Source organism: Archangium violaceum Cb vi76, from assembly GCF_000733295.1.
Classification (GTDB): Bacteria; Myxococcota; Myxococcia; order Myxococcales; family Myxococcaceae; genus Archangium; species Archangium violaceum.
Window position 1 is genome coordinate 1 of record NZ_JPMI01000390.1, and the last position, 16,674, is coordinate 16,674.

General features: G+C 69.2%; 14 protein-coding genes. 9 read left to right on the plus strand and 5 right to left on the minus strand.

Going from position 1 to position 16,674, the window contains the following annotated elements; genetic code table 11:
• Positions 1-169: 169 nt before the first annotated feature.
• From Q664_RS47660 to Q664_RS54300, 3 genes are all read right to left on the minus strand, one after another.
• Entirely contained in the window at positions 170-1,018 is an 849-nt protein-coding gene (locus Q664_RS47660; RefSeq protein WP_043412968.1) for a DMT family transporter, read from the minus strand.
• A 34-nt stretch (positions 1,019-1,052) separates the two neighbouring features.
• Positions 1,053-1,922, minus strand: coding sequence for a DUF1206 domain-containing protein (locus Q664_RS47665; protein WP_084610953.1), 870 nt, complete (start codon positions 1,920-1,922; stop codon positions 1,053-1,055).
• A gap of 131 nt (positions 1,923-2,053) precedes the next feature.
• Positions 2,054-4,405 (minus strand): putative Ig domain-containing protein, encoded by a 2,352-nt coding sequence (locus Q664_RS54300; RefSeq protein WP_043412970.1) that lies wholly within the window; start codon positions 4,403-4,405, stop codon positions 2,054-2,056.
• A gap of 246 nt (positions 4,406-4,651) precedes the next feature.
• Here Q664_RS54300 and Q664_RS47675 point away from each other — a divergent pair, with 246 nt between their 5' ends.
• From Q664_RS47675 to Q664_RS47690, 4 genes are all read left to right on the plus strand, one after another.
• Entirely contained in the window at positions 4,652-5,143 is a 492-nt protein-coding gene (locus Q664_RS47675; RefSeq protein ID WP_043412973.1) for a hypothetical protein, read from the plus strand.
• Positions 5,144-5,248: 105 nt separating this feature from the next.
• Entirely contained in the window at positions 5,249-6,259 is a 1,011-nt protein-coding gene (gene grpE / locus Q664_RS47680) for a nucleotide exchange factor GrpE (protein WP_043412976.1), read from the plus strand.
• 6 nt (positions 6,260-6,265) lie between these two features.
• Positions 6,266-8,098 (plus strand): molecular chaperone DnaK, encoded by a 1,833-nt coding sequence (gene dnaK / locus Q664_RS47685; RefSeq protein ID WP_043412978.1) that lies wholly within the window; start codon positions 6,266-6,268, stop codon positions 8,096-8,098.
• Positions 8,099-8,103: 5 nt separating this feature from the next.
• A complete protein-coding gene (locus Q664_RS47690; protein ID WP_063934895.1) occupies positions 8,104-9,600 on the plus strand; it encodes a serine/threonine-protein kinase in 1,497 nt (498 codons plus the stop codon).
• Here the strand turns inward: Q664_RS47690 and Q664_RS58635 are convergent.
• The gene (locus Q664_RS58635) at positions 9,597-10,151 is read right to left on the minus strand and encodes a hypothetical protein (RefSeq protein ID WP_052519607.1); all 555 of its coding nucleotides are present in this window, start codon (positions 10,149-10,151) and stop codon (positions 9,597-9,599) included. The genes Q664_RS47690 and Q664_RS58635 overlap by 4 nt on opposite strands.
• A 245-nt stretch (positions 10,152-10,396) precedes the next feature.
• On the opposite strand from Q664_RS58635, the gene Q664_RS47700 reads away from it, so the two are divergent.
• The 5 genes from Q664_RS47700 to Q664_RS47720 are packed head-to-tail and all read left to right on the plus strand — an operon-like array spanning position 10,397 to position 15,207.
• Positions 10,397-11,602: an ABC transporter substrate-binding protein gene (locus Q664_RS47700; RefSeq protein WP_043412980.1), complete on the plus strand. Its 1,206-nt coding sequence runs from the start codon at positions 10,397-10,399 to the stop codon at positions 11,600-11,602.
• Positions 11,602-12,531, plus strand: a complete 930-nt coding sequence (locus Q664_RS47705) for a branched-chain amino acid ABC transporter permease (protein ID WP_043412982.1) — start codon at positions 11,602-11,604, stop codon at positions 12,529-12,531. Before Q664_RS47700 ends, Q664_RS47705 begins: the two co-directional genes overlap by 1 nt.
• A gap of 8 nt (positions 12,532-12,539) precedes the next feature.
• Positions 12,540-13,604, plus strand: a complete 1,065-nt coding sequence (locus Q664_RS47710) for a branched-chain amino acid ABC transporter permease (protein WP_043412984.1) — start codon at positions 12,540-12,542, stop codon at positions 13,602-13,604.
• Positions 13,604-14,455, plus strand: a complete 852-nt coding sequence (locus Q664_RS47715) for an ABC transporter ATP-binding protein (RefSeq protein ID WP_425117486.1) — start codon at positions 13,604-13,606, stop codon at positions 14,453-14,455. Before Q664_RS47710 ends, Q664_RS47715 begins: the two co-directional genes overlap by 1 nt.
• On the plus strand, positions 14,452-15,207 hold the full coding sequence (locus tag Q664_RS47720) for an ABC transporter ATP-binding protein (RefSeq protein ID WP_043412989.1): 756 nt from the start codon (positions 14,452-14,454) through the stop codon (positions 15,205-15,207). Before Q664_RS47715 ends, Q664_RS47720 begins: the two co-directional genes overlap by 4 nt.
• A gap of 85 nt (positions 15,208-15,292) precedes the next feature.
• Here the strand turns inward: Q664_RS47720 and Q664_RS47725 are convergent, their stop codons facing one another.
• Positions 15,293-16,288, minus strand: coding sequence for a hypothetical protein (locus tag Q664_RS47725; RefSeq protein ID WP_043412991.1), 996 nt, complete (start codon positions 16,286-16,288; stop codon positions 15,293-15,295).
• Positions 16,289-16,674 lie beyond the last annotated feature (386 nt).

Consider the following 16,674-nt stretch of genomic DNA (forward strand, 5'->3'; position numbering starts at 1 on the left):
AGGGGATATCGGTCACATTCCTGAAAGGGATGAACGGGTTTCACTGGTCACCGGTGACGAGCGGAATGGCCGCAGTGCGTTTCACTGGTCACCGGTGACGAGTGGAATGGCCTCGGTGCATTTCACTGGTCACCGGTGACGAGCGGAATGGGTCCGGTCCGGAGTCTTCTCAGCCCTGGGCCTCTCGCGCCGGAGTCCGCGCCGAGGCGCCAGAGCCCAGCACGGTGCGCCACGCGGTGGCCAGGAGGATGATGGCGCCGCCCACCAGGGCCCACGGTCCGGGCCGCTCCCCGGCGAGGAGGAAGGTCCACACGGGGTTGAGCACGGGCTCGATCAGGATGAGCAGCGAGGCCTCCACCGCGGGCGTCTCGCGCAGGCCTCGATGGAAGAGCGTATAGGCGAGGCCGAGCTGGAACACGCCGAGGAACAGGAGCAGTCCGACATCCAGGGCCGTGGGCGTGGGGCCACCGAGCGAGGGCACCAGGACGCTGAAGCCCGCGATGAGGTTACCCCACACGAGCACGGACGAGCCCTCCTCGCCCACCGCGCGCAGCCCGAGAATGGCCATCGCGAACGCAACGCCCGAGCCCAGGGCAATCACATTGCCCCAGAGCTGCCCGGGCGCGAGTTGATCCAGGAAGAAGAGGCTCAGGCCGAGCAGGAACACGGGGACGGCGGCGAGCTCTCCGCGCGAGGGGCGCTCGCGCAGCACGAGCGGGGACAGGAGCAGCACGTAGAGCGGCGCGGTGTCCTGCAGGAAGATGGCGTTGGCGGAGGTGGTGAGCTTGTTGGCGATGATGAACGACACCACCGTGACGGCGTAGGCCAGCGCGGCCGCGAGCCCTCTCCGGGAGGGCAGCTTGCGGCCGGCGGGGAAGGCGAGTGCGAGCACCAGGGCCGCGATGAGCGAGCGGCCGGAGGCGATCTGCCAGGCCGTCAGGGAGCAGAGCTTCACGGCGGCGCCGGCGGTGGACCAGAGCACGGCGGCGGCGAGCAGGTAGAGGCGGGAGCGAAGCATGGGACGCGCGGGTGACTCATATCAGGGGGGCCGGTCAGGCGCCGAGGAAGCGCCGGTACCGGGCCTCGAGGGCCATGTAGACGGCGTAGGCCACGAGTCCCGCGGCGGCCACGGCGAGCAGCACGGCTCCGTGGGGTTGGGCCGCGAGTGTCTCCAGGGCGCCGTCCAGTCCCCGGGCTCGCCGGGGGTTGGCGGTGAGCGCGGCCTGGACGAGGAACCCGCCAATCAACACGAAGACGAGCCCGCGCGCGAGGATGCCCAGCTTGGAGATGCGCACCGCCCACTCCGCCTGCTGGGGGCGCAGCGTGTCCAGCCGGAGCTTCTCGCGGAACTTCTCCTTCCAGGCCTTGTAGGCCTGCCACACGCCCATGCCGGCGATGACGAGCCCCACGACGGCGACCAGCGCCTGTCCGAAGGGCTGCGACATCAACCGGGCCGTCCAGGATTGGGCGCTCTGGTCTCCACTCGAGCCGACGCCTCCCGCTCCCAGCACGAGGCGGAAGGCGGCCAGGGCGAGGAACGTGTGGATGGCGGCGCTCACCAGGTAGAAGCCCCGGAGGAGGAGCCCCTTCGCGCCGGTGCCCTTGCCGTCCGGATCCATCCAGGCCTGCACCACGCGCCAGAGGACGTAGCCCACCAGGCCCACCGCCACCACGGCGAGCAGCGCCTTGCTCCAGGCGCCCTGGGCGAGCGTGGCCAGCGCGCCCTTCGTGTCGGTCGTCTTGCCTCCCGAGCCGAAGGCGACCTGGAGCGCGAGCACGCCAATCACCGCGTACACCACGCCCTTGGCCAGGTAGCCCAGGCGGGCCAGTGGCACCATCCACGGGTGGTGCATCGCCTTCGCCCCGAGACGGTCTCCCTGCTGCTTCAACTCCGAGGCCTTCCGGCCGAGTCCGTTCACCATCGGTCCTCCCTCCCACACCGGAGCGCCGGAGCCACTGTCCGGCGGTGCGGTGCATCCCTTCGGAAGGTAGGCACACGGGGCGACACGTCTCGGGGAGCGCCTGGCCGCATGCCCGCTCCTCGGACCAGGGGCTAGAAGTCGCTCCCCTCCGCCCGCTTGCCCGGCGAGGAGCCGAGCCCCGGGTTCAGCACGTGGTGCGACACGAAGCTCCCCGTGCGGTTCGCATCCGGGCTCCGGTTGTACGAGACGGCTTCGATGGAGGCGTCGTAGGTGGTGCTGTCCACGAGCTGCTTCGCGCCGTTCTGCAGGTAGACGGCGTCACCGCTGCCGCCGTGGTTGGTGCCCTTGTTGAAGAAGAGCCCGCCGCTCGAGGCCGCCACCGCGTTCGTCGCTCCCGGGGGGATGGCGGTGGCGCCCGAGTAGATGACGACGGACTTGCCTGGACCGAGCAACGTCCCCGAGGGGAAGGCGTGCCGGGGCACCGGGAGCCCCTGGCTGCCGCGGTCGTTCACCCCCCAGCCGCCGAGGTCCACCGTGCTCGTGGAGCCATTCACCAGCTCCACGAACTGTTGCGCGTAGTCGCGGTCGGTGCCACCGGGCACGGGCGGCTCGTGGGGCAGGTACTCGTTGATGAACACCGGTGGAGGCCAGGACACGGTGAACGCCGTGTCGCTCTGGTCGGCCGCCGCCGGAGCGGTGGCATCGCTCACCCGCACGCGGGCCTGGGTCGTCGTCGCCGGAACGGAGGGGACCGTCCACGTGTACTGCCCGCTCTCCGCGGGGACGCTCGAGGCCAGCACCTGCCACGTCACGCCGTTGTCCGGCGAGAACTCGAGATTCACCGAGCTGACACCGTCCGCCGTCCAGGTGAGGGTCTGCACGGTCCCCGACGCGAGCTGCTCACCGCCGTTGGGCGAGGTGATGTGCACGGGTGGAGGCGGCGGGGGCACCACGTTGAACGAGAAGCGGCTGAAGATGGGGTAGTGGTCCGAGGTGGTGTCCTTGTACTGGGAGATATAGGCGTCCGGCCGCAGGGCCTGGGTGGAGTTGCTCACGTAGCCCGCCCGGAGCGCGTGGCTGACGAGCTGGTGGTCGATGAACTCGGTGTTGCTCACCGTGCTGCGCACGTTGGCGAAGGACAGGGGCTGGGTGAGGAAGGCGTAGTCCGCCGTGTCCTCCACGAAGTTCTGGTACGGCGTGGGCAGGTAGGCGCCGCTCGTGGAGTCCTTGGTGATGGAGATGTCCACGTCATCGTTCCAGTCGCCGAGCACGAGGACGGACGTGTCCGCGGGCAGGGCATCCAGGTATCCCTTGAGCGCCACCCCCGCGCTCTTGCGGCGGGTGTAGGACTCCGTGTCGCTGAACGCCTTCATGTGCAGCACGATGGCCACCACGTCCACGCTCGTCTCGCCGCGCGTGATGCGCAGCTTCACCTGCAGGGGCGGCCGCGAGCCGAATTCGTAGTTGGAGGAGGTGAGGATGATCCGCGCGTCCAGCACGCTGACCACGCCTGGCCGGTAGAGGATTCCGACCATCTGCTCTCCGTCGGAGTAGTAGGTGCTGCCGGACACGACGAGCGGGTCGTTGGCCATGAAGCCTTCGTAGCCCGTCAGTTGTTTCAGCTCGTTGAACTCCGTGACGTCCACCAGCTCCTGCAGGCCCCAGAAGTCCGCGTCCGTCCGGGTGATGACCGTCTTCACGTTCTGGACCTGCAAGGCGTCGTCCGAGGGACCGCCGCTCGGGGAGCCGAACCACTCGATGTTCCAGTTGGCCGTGCTGAAGGGCAGCGGGGGGGGGCCCGCGTCCGTTCCACCGTCACTCCCACCACCGCCGTCCGTCCCTCCACCGCCGCCATCGGTTCCGCCGTCACCGCCGCCGGCCGTGCCCGCGTGGACCACCAGCCCGAGCACCTTCCCGGCCTGTGCGCCGTGGACGTCCTGCACGCGCACGGTGGGGTAATAGGCGCCCGATTCCAGCGGCACGCCCGTGAGCTGGCCGTCCTCGCTCAGCACGAGGCCCGAGGGCAGCGCCCCACCCATCAGGGACCAACGCAGGGTCCCCTTGCCGCCGGTGGCCTCGAGCCGCACGGCGTACCTCTCCCCTGTCGTGGCGGCGGGCAGCGAGACGGTGGTGATGGACGGCGCGGGGTGGACGAGCAGCTGGTAGGTGCCCGTCTCCGTGGCGCCCGCCGCGTCCTTCACCTGCACCGTGAAGGTGTACGGGCCCGGCACCGTGGTGGCGCCCTTCAACAGGCCGTCGCCGGTGGAGAAGAAGAGGCCGGGCGGCAGCTTCTCCAACGAGTGCCGCAGGGGGGGGCTGCCCCCGGTGGCGCCGAGACCCACCTGGAAGGACGCGCCCGCGGTGGTCTCCATCGGCTCCAGGTCGGGCAACTGGAGGGGCTCGGGCCCGGGGGGCGTGGGCTCCGGGCAGGCTCCGAGGAGGGTGAGGATGGCGAGCATCCCCAACAGGCGGGCGAACGGCATGACGGGTCGGGCTCCGGACTCGGGGCATCTCCAGCCCCGCGGGGAGCCCGAGTCTAGCGCGTCAGCGGGCCGGCGCAGAAGCGTGACGCCGGCACCGCGAGCCGGGCCGCCGCGGCAATCGAGGCCGCTCTCATCCGTCTCTTCAGGGGTGAAGATTGCTTTTGCGCTCCAGGCGGGGGTGCAGTCTGATGAGGCGGTCTGCGCTCGCCGGGGCGGACCGCACTGTCCGTGAGGGAGAAGAGACCGATGGCCGAGAAATGGGACAAGCAGTTGATGGACTTCTTCAAGCGCACCGGTGAGGAGCTCAAGCGCTCCGGCGAGGAGCTCAAGACCGAGGCGCAGCGGCTGATGGTGGAGGTGAAGGACCCCGCCAAGCAGGCCAAGGTGAAGGAGGGCATCGAGAACCTGCGCACCTTCGCGGTCACGGCGGGCAAGCAGGTCGCCGAGCGCCTCGAGTCCGCCGTGCGTCAGGTGGAGCAGACCCTCGAGGGCGCCATCGAGGGCAACAAGGGCGCCTCCACCCCGGCGGGCCCGCCTCCCGGGACGGCCGCCCCCCAGGCGAAGGCCCAGCCCCCGGCCGCCGCGCCCCCCGCCGAGAAGAAGGCCGCGGCCAAGACGGGCACCAAGTCCATCGGCCGCAAGAAGACGGCCGCCAAGGCCCCCGCGAAGAAGGCGGCGGCCAAGACGGGCACCAAGAAGTCCATCGGCCGCAAGAAGCCCGCCCGTCCGGCCTCCTGAGGAGCATTCATCCGCTCTGGAATCCTCTAGGGGGGGCACATGGGCGGCCTGCGTCAGGCCGCACCGGGCGTTGGATCAACCTGCGCCCCATGACATAGTGCGCCCGTGGCCGGCTCCAACCGAGACGAGAAGAGCAGCTTCCAGACGGACATCTCGCAGGACGTCATCGACGCGGCGCTCGAAAGCGTCGATCGTCACGTCCAGTCTCCCGCCCTGGCGCGGGAGGACGAGGTGCCCGAGACCATCACCACCATGTCCATGGACCTCCCCGAGGGCGGGGTCTCCATGGACATGGAGGGCCCCGAGGGCGTGGTCACCATGGAGATGGAGATCCCCGAGGGTGGGGTCACCATGGAAGTGGCGATCCCCGAGGGTTGTGTCACCGAGCCGGAGGCTCCCGCGGCACCCAATGAGGGCGGGCTCCGGGCCGCGTTGCATGACGCCCATCGGGATTTGAAGGAGATGCGCCGCGCGCGGGACGAGGCGCGTGAGCTGCTGGCGCAAAGCCGCCGCGAGCTGGAGGAGGCGCGCCAGCAACTCGAGTTCAGCCAGTCCCGCAGCCGCGAGACGATGGACCGGCTCAAGGACACCCACGAGCGGGCCCTGCGCGCCACGGCGGACCTGGAGAACTACCGCAAGCGCGCCCAGAAGGAGAAGGAGGAGGTCCAGAAGTTCGGCTCCGAGCGCCTGCTCAAGGACTTCCTTCCCGTCGTGGACAACCTGGATCGCGCGCTGGAGGCGGCCCAGAAGTCCTCGGACTTCGAGAGCCTGCGCACCGGCGTGGAGATGACGCGCAAGCTGTTCGACAGCGCGTTCGGCAAGCACGGCGTCAAGGGCTTCTCCGCCGCCGGCCAGCCGTTCGATCCCCGCCTGCACGAGGCCATGCAGCAGGTGGAGAGCGCGGCGGTGCCCGCGGGCCACGTCCTCTACGAGGCCGTGCGCGGCTACACGCTCAACGAGCGGCTCATCCGGCCCGCGCTGGTCGTGGTGGCGCGTGCGCCAGCCGCCCCGCCGCCCGCGGCCGAGGCAACCCCTTCAGAAACGGCGCCGGAGGGTGGACCCACGGGGGGGCACACCACCGAGCAGACCGGAACCACTCCTTCGGAGAGTCAGTAGAACGCCATGGGCAAGGTGATTGGAATCGATCTGGGGACGACCAACTCGTGTGTCGCCGTCATGGAGGGCGGCGAGCCGGTGGTCATCCCCAACAGCGAGGGCAGCCGCACCACGCCTTCCATGGTGGGCTTCACCGAGTCCGGTGAGCGTCTGGTGGGCCAGATTGCCAAGCGGCAGGGCATCACCAACCCGGAGAACACGGTGTTCGCCGTCAAGCGGCTCATCGGCCGCAAGTTCGACTCACCCGAGGCCAAGAAGGCCATCAGCGTGAGTCCCTTCCGCGTGGCGCCCAGCCCCAACGGGGACGCCTGGGTGGAGATCCGCGGCAAGGGCTACAGCCCGCCGGAAATCAGCGCCATCGTGCTGATGAAGATGAAGCAGACGGCCGAGGACTACCTGGGCGAGCCCGTCACCGAGGCGGTCATCACCGTCCCGGCCTACTTCAACGACAGCCAGCGCCAGGCCACCAAGGACGCGGGCCGCATCGCCGGCCTCAACGTGCTGCGCATCATCAACGAGCCCACCGCCGCCGCGCTCGCCTACGGCCTGGACAAGGTGCGCGACTCCGGCTCCGAGCGCATCGCCGTCTACGACCTGGGCGGTGGCACGTTCGATATCTCCATCCTGGAGCTCAGCTCGGGCGTCTTCGAGGTCAAGAGCACCAACGGCGACACCTTCCTGGGCGGTGAGGACTTCGATCAGCGCCTCATCGACTTCCTGGCCAAACGCTTCGCCGAGCAGAACAACGGCCTGGACCTGCGCAAGGACCGCATGGCGCTGCAGCGCCTGAAGGAGGCGGCCGAGCGCGCCAAGCACGAGCTGTCCAGCGCGACGGAGACGGAGGTGAACCTCCCCTTCATCACCGCGGACGCCACGGGCCCCAAGCACCTCACCGAGACGGTGGAGCGCAGCACCTTCGAGGCGCTGGTGGCGGACCTCGTCGATCGCTCCATCGAGCCGTGCCGCATCGCGCTCAAGGACGCGGGCATCACCGCGCAGCAGGTGCACCAGGTGCTGCTGGTGGGCGGCATGACGCGCATGCCGGCCGTGCAGCAGAAGGTGAAGGACTTCTTCGGCAAGGAGCCGCACAAGGGCATCAACCCGGACGAGGTCGTCGCCGTGGGTGCGGCCATCCAGGGCGGCGTGCTCAAGGGCGAGGTGAAGGACGTCCTCCTGCTGGACGTGACGCCGCTGTCGCTCGGCGTGGAGACGGCCGGCGGCGTCTTCACCAAAATCATCGACAAGAACACCACCATCCCCTGCAAGAAGGGCCAGGTGTTCTCCACCGCGGTGGACAACCAGCCGCTGGTGAGCGTGCACGTGCTGCAGGGCGAGCGCGAGATGGCGGTGGACAACAAGACGCTGGCGCGCTTCGAGCTGGTGGGTATTCCCCCGGCGCCCCGTGGCGTGCCGCAAATCGAGGTGTCCTTCGACATCGACGCCAACGGCATCGTGCACGTGAGCGCCAAGGATCTGGGCACCGGCAAGGTTCAGCAGGTGCGCGTGGTGGGCAACTCGGGCCTGTCCGAGGCGGAGATTCAAGCGATGATCTCCGACGCCCAGGCCAACCAGTCCACGGACAAGCTCAAGAAGGAGCTGGCCGAGCTGCGCAACAACGCCGACTCGCTCATCTACACCACGGAGAAGAGCCTGGAGGAGTACGGCAACGTCCTCCAGGAGAAGGACCGCGAGGAAATCAAGGCGGACGTGGAGCACCTCAAGGAGCTGTTCAAGGGCACGGACGCGGCCGCCATCAAGGAGGCCTACCAGCGCCTGGAGACCAGCGCCTACCGCATCGCGGACGCGCTCTACGCGGACCAGTCGAAGTCCGGTTCCTGAGCCTCGTGGAATTTCCTTCGCTCGAAGCCGAAGTCGCCTTCCTGCGCGGCCTCAACGCCGTGGTGCGGATGGCGGACGACATCCTCGAGGACTGCCTGGAGCGGGGGCTGAGCCTCGATGCGGCGGTGGATGTCTTCCTCACCCAGTGCGCGCGGCTGGTGCATGCGTCGGCGGGCTTCGTCAGCCTCCGGGGCACGGCGGGCCCCGTGCTCACCCGGGTGCTCGGCCAGCCCGGCGTGGACGTCTTCGAGGCCGCCACCTGGAAGGGCGCCCACCCCCTGTCCGACTCGCGGATGTTGTTCTGCGCGCCGCTGGCGCTCGGGCGGTTGGAGCTGGGCACCCTGGGGCTGGTGGTGGAGGGGCGCTTCGACGACGGCGGCTGGCTGGTGATGAAGCTGGTGGAGGCCATTGGCGACCAGCTGGACAACGCGGTGCTGGCCTTCCTGTCGCTCACCGACGGCCGCGGCGTGCTGGAGCGGCTGGACGAGCTGGCCCCCGAGGATGATCCCCTCACGGGGCCGCGCGGGCGCATCGGCCGCTACGAGCTGGTGACGCCGCTGGGCACCGGCGGCATGGCGCAGGTGCTGGTGGCGCGCACGCGGGGCCCGGAGGGGCTCGGCCGGTTGGTGGCGCTCAAGCGGATTCTGCCGCACCTGGCCTCGGACCCGGACATCGTGAAGCAGTTCCTGGACGAGGCCCGCATCGGGCTGCGGCTGAGCCACCCCAACCTCGTCACCTTCCACGACTTCGGCGAGTCGCAGGGCGCCTACTACCTGGTGATGGAGCTGGTGCGCGGGGTGGACTTCGACCGGGTGCTGAAGACGGCGCGGCCCGCGCCGGACATGACGGTGGGCATCGTCCTACAGGCGCTGCACGGGCTGCACGCGGCGCACCAGGCGCGGGGCGAGGACGGCGTGTCGCTGCGGCTGGTGCACCGGGACTTGTCGCCGCACAACCTGATGGTGGGCTTCGACGGGCGGGTGAAGGTGCTGGACTTCGGCGTGGCCAAGGCGCGCGCCCAGCGCACCGTGACGCTGCCGGGCATCGTGAAGGGCAAGCCGCTCTACATGTCGCCGGAGCAGGCGCGGGGTGACCGCCTGGACGCGCGCAGCGATCTCTTCTCCATGGGCCTCATCCTCTACGAGGCCTTCACGGGCAAGCGTGCCTTCGACCGTGGGGACGAGCTGGAGTCCATGCACGCCATCTGCGACGACAAGCTGAGCCGTCCAGCGGGCCTGTCCCTGCCGTTGTGGGAGGTGTTGGAGGTGGCGCTCGAGAAGCAGCCGGGCAACCGCTTCGCCCACGCGCTCCAGATGGCGGAGGCGCTGGCGGAGGCGTGTGCCCCGGCGCGCGAGGTGGACCTGGGCCGGCTCCTGGCCACCCACTTCCCCGAGCGCCTGCGGGGTTTCGAGCGGTTGGAGCGCGTCCACCTCGCGTCGAACACGCCCGCCGTGGGGGAGACGCGGTTGCGCCCCGCCACGACGGGCCGCTCGCGCGGTTAGATGCCGCGCTTGTTCTTCGGCTCGTTCTCGCCGCTGAGGTCCAGCTTGCGGGTGCCCTCCGTGTCGTCCCGGCGCACCGTCGTCCGCATGTGGCCGTCGCCGTAGAGCTCGTCGTGGACGTGCAGCAGCTCGTCATCCGTCATCGCGCGCTCCCGGGCGGATTCCTCCTCGGCGCGCAGGGGCGTGGACGTCACCACCGTCTCCTCGGGGCGCGCGTTGAAGGGCAGCCCCGTGCGCTCACCCTGGTTCATCCAGGCGCTGTCCGTCCCCGACACCCGGCTGTTCCCGATGCCCTCGCGCTGGGCGATGGTGTCCGAGCCGTAGGGCACCTCGTCGGAGAACGCCCGCAGGCTGTCCTTGCCATGGGCCAGGATGATCTCCCCGTTGCGCAGGTCGCTGATCTCCGCGTACCGGACGGAGTAGTCCTTCGGGAAGAACAGCCCCTTCTCGATATGGAACTCCATGTCCCCGACGGCATACACCTTGCCGAGCTTGTGGCCGTCGATGCTGCGGACCGTCATGCCTTCCTTGATGTCTCCTCGTTGATACATGTCGGCCTCCTGGGAATGTTCGTCTCCGGGAAAGGTGGGGACCGGGGCGGGGGAGGGCATCCTCCGGGGAGGAGAGGGGCGAGGGCCTCGGCGGCTCGGGGGTCCTTCGAGGGGGGAAGGGCTGGGACTCCGGGTGGAAAACCCAGGGGGGAGCGGGCTGGCGAGGTGTTGCGAGCTTGACCCCTCTTTCGCATCCCCATAGAAAACCGGGGCTTTTCCGTGGCCCGACCCAGGAGATGCCCCTCATGCGCCGTTTCGCCCCGATGATCCTCGCCGCGTTCGCGCTGTTCGCGGGCGCCTGCGAGAAGAAGACCCAGCCCGCTCCCTCTGGTCAGGGAGCACCGGGCGGACAGGCGGCCCAGCCAGCGGCTGGCGGGGGTACTCCCGCGGCCTCGGACACCATCGTGCTCGGCGAGGTGGGCAGCCTCACCGGCGCCCAGGCCACCTTCGGGGTGTCCACCCGCAATGGCGTGGACCTGGCCATCAAGGAGGCCAACGAGGCCGGTGGGGTGAAGGGCAAGAAGCTCAAGGTGATCGTCTATGACGATCAGGGCAAGCCCGAGGAGGCCGCCCAGGCCGTCACCCGCCTCATCACCCAGGACAAGGTGGTGCTCATCCTCGGCGAGGTGGCCTCGTCCAACTCGCTGGCCATGGCCGAGAAGGCCCAGGCGGCCGGGGTGCCCATGATTACCCCGTCCTCCACCAACCCCTCCGTGACGCAGAAGGGCGAGTACATCTTCCGCGTGTGCTTCATCGATCCCTTCCAGGGCTTCGTGATGGCGAAGTTCGCCCGCGAGAACCTGAAGGCGGACCGGGTGGCCATCCTCCAGGACAACAAGAGCGCCTACTCCATCGGCCTCACGGACGTGTTCACGGCGAAGTTCAAGGAGATGGGCGGGTCCATCGTCACCACGCAGAGCTACTCGCAGGGTGACACGAACTTCCGCGCGCAGCTCACCGCCATCAAGAAGGAGAAGCCGCAGGCCATCTACGTGCCGGGTTACTACAACGACGTGGGCATCGTCGCCCGCCAGGCGCGCGAGATGGGCGTGATGGTGCCGCTGATGGGCGGTGACGGGTGGGACTCCGAGAAGCTCTTCGAGCTGGCCGGGAACTCGCTGGATGGCAGCTACTTCTCCAACCACTACTCGCCGTCCAACCCGGAGCCCAAGGTGCAGAAGTTCATCTCGGACTACAAGGCGGCGTACGGCGGCGTGCCGGACGCGCTGGCGGCGCTCGGTTACGACGCGGCCAAGGTGGCCATCGCGGCGCTCGAGCGGGCCAAGGACCTGAGCGGTCCGGCCGTGCGTGATGCCATCGCCCAGACGAAGGACTTCCCGGGCGTGGCGGGCACCATCACGCTGGACCAGGACCGGAACGCGGTGAAGTCGGCGGCGATCCTCCAGATCGAAAACGGCACGACGAAGTTCGTCACCACCATCCATCCTTAATGTCCGAGTTCATCCAGCACCTCATCAACGGCATCTCCGCGGGTACCATCTACGCGCTCGTCGCGCTCGGGTACACGATGGTGTATGGCGTTCTCAAGCTCATCAACTTCGCCCACGGCGACGTGATGATGGTCGGCGTGTACATGGGCTACGCCACGGCCTTCGGGCTGGGGCGCCAGGCGCAGAGCTCGGCCTGGGGCGTGTTGCTCATCTTCCTGGTGGCCATGGGCGGCTGCGCGCTCATGGGCTTCCTGATCGAGCGCTTCGCCTACCGGCCGCTGCGGGAGAAGCCGCGGCTCACCGCGCTCATCACCGCCATCGGCATCTCGTTCACGCTGTCGTACGGCTTCCAGCTCGACATCGGCTTCCTGCCGGGCTCGGCGCCGCGCGCCTTCCCGCAGATCATCCAGCCCTCGCAGTGGTTCACCCTGGGCGACCCCGAGTTCCCGGACGTGGTGGTGTGGAACTGGCAGGTCATCTCCCTGGTGCTGGCGGTGGCGCTGATGGCGGGCCTGCAGTACCTCGTCTACGGCACGCGCTTCGGGCGGGCGATGCGGGCGGTCTCGTTCGACCATCGCGTGGCGGCGCTGATGGGCATTCCCACGGACCGGGTCATCTCGGTGACGTTCATGATTGGCAGCGCGCTGGCGGCGGGTGCCGGCCTGCTGTACGCCATCAAGGACACGTCGGTGAGCCCGCTGATGGGGCTGTACGTGGGCCTGAAGGCCTTCGTGGCGGCGGTCATCGGGGGCATCGGCAACGTGCCGGGCGCCATGGTGGGCGGGCTGCTGTTGGGCCTGGTGGAAGAGTTCGTGGTGGGCTACGCGGCGAGCACCTGGCGTGACGCGGTGGCCTTCGGCTTCCTCATCCTCGTGCTGCTCGTCCGGCCCGGCGGTCTCTTCGGCCGGGTCGCGGCGGAGAAGGTCTGACGCCGCCCATGCAAACCGCTTCCGCTGTCTCTGGTTCCGGGGGCTCGTCGGGGGTTCCCGCCTCCCTCCGGGGCATCCTCCCCGTGCTGGTGGCCCTGCCGGTGCTGCTGGTGCTGGAGTGGCTGCTGAGCAACTCGCCGTTCGCCAGCTACCTGCTGTCCATCATGGCGGTGAACATCATCCTCGCGGTGAGCCTCAACATCGTGAATGGAATGACGGGCCAGTTCTCCATCGGCCACGCGGGTTTCATGGCGGTGGGGGCCTACCTGGCCGGGGTCACGTCACTGGCGCTCAAGGACGTGGCCCTCTCCTTCCTGCCGGTGGCGGTGAGTGACCAGGTGTTCCTCGTGGTGGCGCTGCTGGCGGGCGGCATCTCCGCGGCGCTGGCCGGTTTCCTGGTGGGCCTGCCCAGCCTGCGTCTCCGGGGTGACTACCTGGCCATCGTGACGCTGGGCTTCGGGGAGATCATCCGCGTGGTGGTGACGAACACCGAGGCCTTCGGACGGGCGCTGGGCCTGAGTGGCATCCCCCAGACGTCCACGGTGGCCATGGTGGGCTTCTGGGTGTTCCTGGTGGTGCTGGTGTCGCGGCGCATCGCGGGTTCCAGCCACGGCCGTAGCCTCTGGGCCATCCGCGAGGACGAGGTGGCCGCCGAGGCCATGGGCGTGAACACCACGGGCTACAAGGTGCGCGCCTTCGTCATCTCCTCCTTCTTCGCGGGCATCGCCGGCGGGTTGTTCGCCCACTTCGTGCCCATCATCAACCCGGGCTCCTTCACCTTCGTGAAGTCGATGGAGATCGTCGTCATGGTGGTGCTGGGCGGGCTGGGCTCGACCACGGGCGCCATCGTGGCGGCGGTGTTCCTCACGCTGCTGCCCGAGGCGCTGCGCTCGGCCTTCGCCGCCTTCGGCTCCGAGAGCACCCTGGCGCAGCAGGTGGATCAAATCCGCATGCCCGTGTACGGCCTGCTGCTGGTGGTGCTGATGCTGTCGCGCCCGCAGGGTTTGTTCGGCACGAAGGAGCTGTGGGAAGTGATTCCGCGATGGATTCCTCGCCGCCGGAAGGGGATGTGATGAGCGGCCCACTGCTCGAAGCCGTGGGGGTGAGCATCCAGTTCGGAGGCCTCAAGGCGCTCTCGGACTTCAATCTCGCCATCCACAAGGGAGATCTGCAGGGTCTCATCGGCCCCAACGGCGCGGGCAAGACGACCGCGTTCAACGTGCTGACGGGCGTGTACCAGCCCACCCAGGGCGAGGTGCGCGTGTCCGGGCTGCGCGTGAACGGGCGGCTGCCGCATCAAATCAACCACCTGGGACTGGCGCGCACCTTCCAGAACATCCGCCTGTTCCGGGCGCTGACGGCGTTGGACAACGTGAAGGTGGCGTGCCGGGGCCAGGCCGCGCTGCATGTGGAGGGCGTGGGTCCGGGCGCGAAGTTCCGCGGGGCGCTGCGCAACTACCGCGACTGGTGGCGGGCGCTGATGCTGACGCCGGGCTTCCTGGCCGAGGAGCGCGAGCTCACGCGGCAGGCCGAGCACCTGCTGGAGGTGATGGGGCTGTCGCACCGCCGCGACGAGGAGGCGCGCAACCTGCCGTACGGTGAGCAGCGGCGGTTGGAGATCGCCCGGGCGCTGGGCACCCGGCCCAAGGTGCTGCTGCTGGACGAGCCGGCGGCGGGCATGAACACGCGCGAGAAGGCGGACCTGATGGTGCTCATCCGCAAGCTCCGGGACGAGTTCGACCTGGGGATTCTCGTCATCGAGCACGACATGAAGCTCGTGATGGGCATCTGCGAGAAGATCACGGTGCTGGACCACGGCGAGACGATTGCCCGGGGCGCGCCGGCCGAGGTGCGCAGCGACCGGAAGGTCATCGAGGCGTACCTGGGAGACAGCTACCTGGAGTCGCACGGAGGCGCGGCGTGAGCGAGGCACAGGTGAAGGTGCTGGGCGCGCGCCAGGAGTTCGCGCCGCTGCTGGCGGTGGACGGGGTGAAGGTGTCCTATGGGGCCATCCAGGCGTTGAAGGGCGTGACGCTGAAGGTGGGCAAGGGCGAGGTGGTGGCGCTCATCGGCGCCAACGGGGCGGGGAAGACGAGCACGCTGCGGGCGGTGAGCGGGATGCTCAAGCCGGTGGGTGGGCGCATCTCCTTCGCGGGCGAGGACACCACGGGCGCCAAGGCGCACACGCTGGTGCCGCGCGGCATGGCGCACGCGCCCGAGGGCCGGGGCATCTTCCCGAACCTGACGGTGCTGGAGAACCTGGAGCTGGGCGCGTACCTGCGCAGCGACGCGGACGGCATCGCGGCGGACATGGAGAAGAGCTACGCGCTCTTCCCGAAGCTGAAGGAGCGGCGCAAGCAGTTCGCGGGCACGCTCTCGGGCGGCGAGCAGCAGATGCTGGCGATTGCCCGCGCGCTGCTGAGCCGGCCCAAGCTGCTGCTGCTGGACGAGCCCTCGCTGGGGCTGGCGCCGCAGGTGACGGAGACGATCTTCCGCAACCTGAAGGACGTGAACGCCGCGGGCGTGAGCATCCTGCTGGTGGAGCAGAACGCGCACCTGGCGTTGAACTTCGCCCACTACGGCTACGTGCTGGAGACGGGCGAGGTGGTGATGGCGGGTCCGGGCAAGGCGCTGCTGGAGAGCCCGGAGATCCGCAAGGCCTACCTGGGCGAGTAACCTCCGTTCCCTCCCTGCCCTCCCTGCCCTTCCTGCCCTCCCTCTCCCTTTGGGAGAGGGTCGGGGTGAGGGTCTTCCTTCCGCGTCAGGGCAGGACGCCGAGGACGCTCACGCCGCCGGGGCCCACCGAGAGGGCGGCGACACCCGGAGTGGGCGGGGCCTTCCGGTCATTGAGCCAGAGGTAGACACCGGTACCGACGAGCGCGGCCCCCACGCCAGCGCTCACGCCCGCGAGGATGCGCTGGGTGGTGGCCTGCTGACGCAGCTGGCTGATGTTCGCCAGCTCGGATTGGGGAGGGTAGCGGTTGTCGGCGTAGGGCTTGTTGGAGTCGATCATCGCGTTGTTGCCGCTGATGGCGAAGAACCCCGCGAGCCCGAGCGCCACGATGCCCGCGCCTCCGGACGTATAGGCCAGGGGCGTCTTCCAGGTGCGCCCATCGCTCGAGGCCTGTTTGCTCACGCCGACGGCCGGCGCCGGGGCGGACACGGCGGGAGACTCGGACGGTGTCGTGCTCGGGGTGGGCTCCTGGGCGGGCGTTGGAGTGGCCGCCACGAGCGGCGGGGGAGGCGGCTGCTCGACGAGGGGAGTGACCTTGAGGGGGACGAGGTTGAGCTGCTCCCGCAGACGGGTGATGGCGGTGCGGACGAGCTCGGCCTGGGGCTGACCGCGGCTGCGGATCTGGATGCTCTTCTGATCGACGACCTCGCCCTGGGGGTTCACCACGAGGCCGGAGACGCGGGTGAGCTGGCCGGGATTGAGCGTGATGAGGACGGCGCGGCTGGCCTGGGTGGCGGTGGCGAGCCTGCCGAGGCACTCGGCGGGCTTCTTGGTGGGAGCGCAGGACTTCTTGGGCTCCTTGTCGAGGAAGGCGCGGACCTGGTCGGAGGGAATGAGCTGGATGTCGCCGCGGGCGATCTCCGTGGCGCAGGTGGCCTGGAGGTCCTGGACCTTGTTCTTGTCCTTCTCGCCGACGATGGCGCACGGGTGCAGGGCGACGAAGTCCGTCTGGGCCGAGGCGGCGGGAGCGAGCAGGAGACCGAGCGCGAGGAGGAGGGGCCGCGGGGTGGGGAGATGTTTCACGGAGGACCCCCGAGAAGGGACAGGTCGTTCGCGGAATGGTCATCGAGTGGAGATGGCCAGGGAGCGCAACTTCCGCGAGTAGGGGCACCATGCTATCCACCAGAGGTGGGCCGTCAAATGGGTTTGGGGAGATGAGCGTGATGCTTCGCAAGGTCCTCGGAACAGTGCTGCTGGTGGGGGCACTCGCGGGATGCACCGCACCTCTTCGAGTGTGCGAGACGGACGCGGATTGTCCGAACGGTGGAACGTGCGATCCGGAACGGAAGCTGTGTTACTCGGCGAGCGCGGAAGGTGGCTCGTGCGAGCCGGCGTGTGCTCCGTATGAAGCGTGCACGCTATCGAACGTTTGTGTCCCCCGGTACACGGGGCTGGTGGTGACGCCTGGG

Excerpts from the sequence above, each read along its gene's own strand:
- Q664_RS47660 (WP_043412968.1), bottom strand. The coding sequence starts at position 1,018 with ATGCTTCGCTCCCGCCTCTACCTGCTCGCCGCCGCCGTGCTCTGGTCC.
- Q664_RS47665 (WP_084610953.1), bottom strand. The coding sequence starts at position 1,922 with ATGGTGAACGGACTCGGCCGGAAGGCCTCGGAGTTGAAGCAGCAGGGA.
- Q664_RS54300 (WP_043412970.1), bottom strand. The coding sequence starts at position 4,405 with ATGCCGTTCGCCCGCCTGTTGGGGATGCTCGCCATCCTCACCCTCCTC.
- Q664_RS47675 (WP_043412973.1), top strand. The coding sequence starts at position 4,652 with ATGGCCGAGAAATGGGACAAGCAGTTGATGGACTTCTTCAAGCGCACC.
- dnaK (WP_043412978.1), top strand. The coding sequence starts at position 6,266 with ATGGGCAAGGTGATTGGAATCGATCTGGGGACGACCAACTCGTGTGTC.
- Q664_RS58635 (WP_052519607.1), bottom strand. The coding sequence starts at position 10,151 with ATGTATCAACGAGGAGACATCAAGGAAGGCATGACGGTCCGCAGCATC.
- Q664_RS47700 (WP_043412980.1), top strand. The coding sequence starts at position 10,397 with ATGCGCCGTTTCGCCCCGATGATCCTCGCCGCGTTCGCGCTGTTCGCG.
- Q664_RS47705 (WP_043412982.1), top strand. The coding sequence starts at position 11,602 with ATGTCCGAGTTCATCCAGCACCTCATCAACGGCATCTCCGCGGGTACC.
- Q664_RS47710 (WP_043412984.1), top strand. The coding sequence starts at position 12,540 with ATGCAAACCGCTTCCGCTGTCTCTGGTTCCGGGGGCTCGTCGGGGGTT.
- Q664_RS47715 (WP_425117486.1), top strand. The coding sequence starts at position 13,604 with ATGAGCGGCCCACTGCTCGAAGCCGTGGGGGTGAGCATCCAGTTCGGA.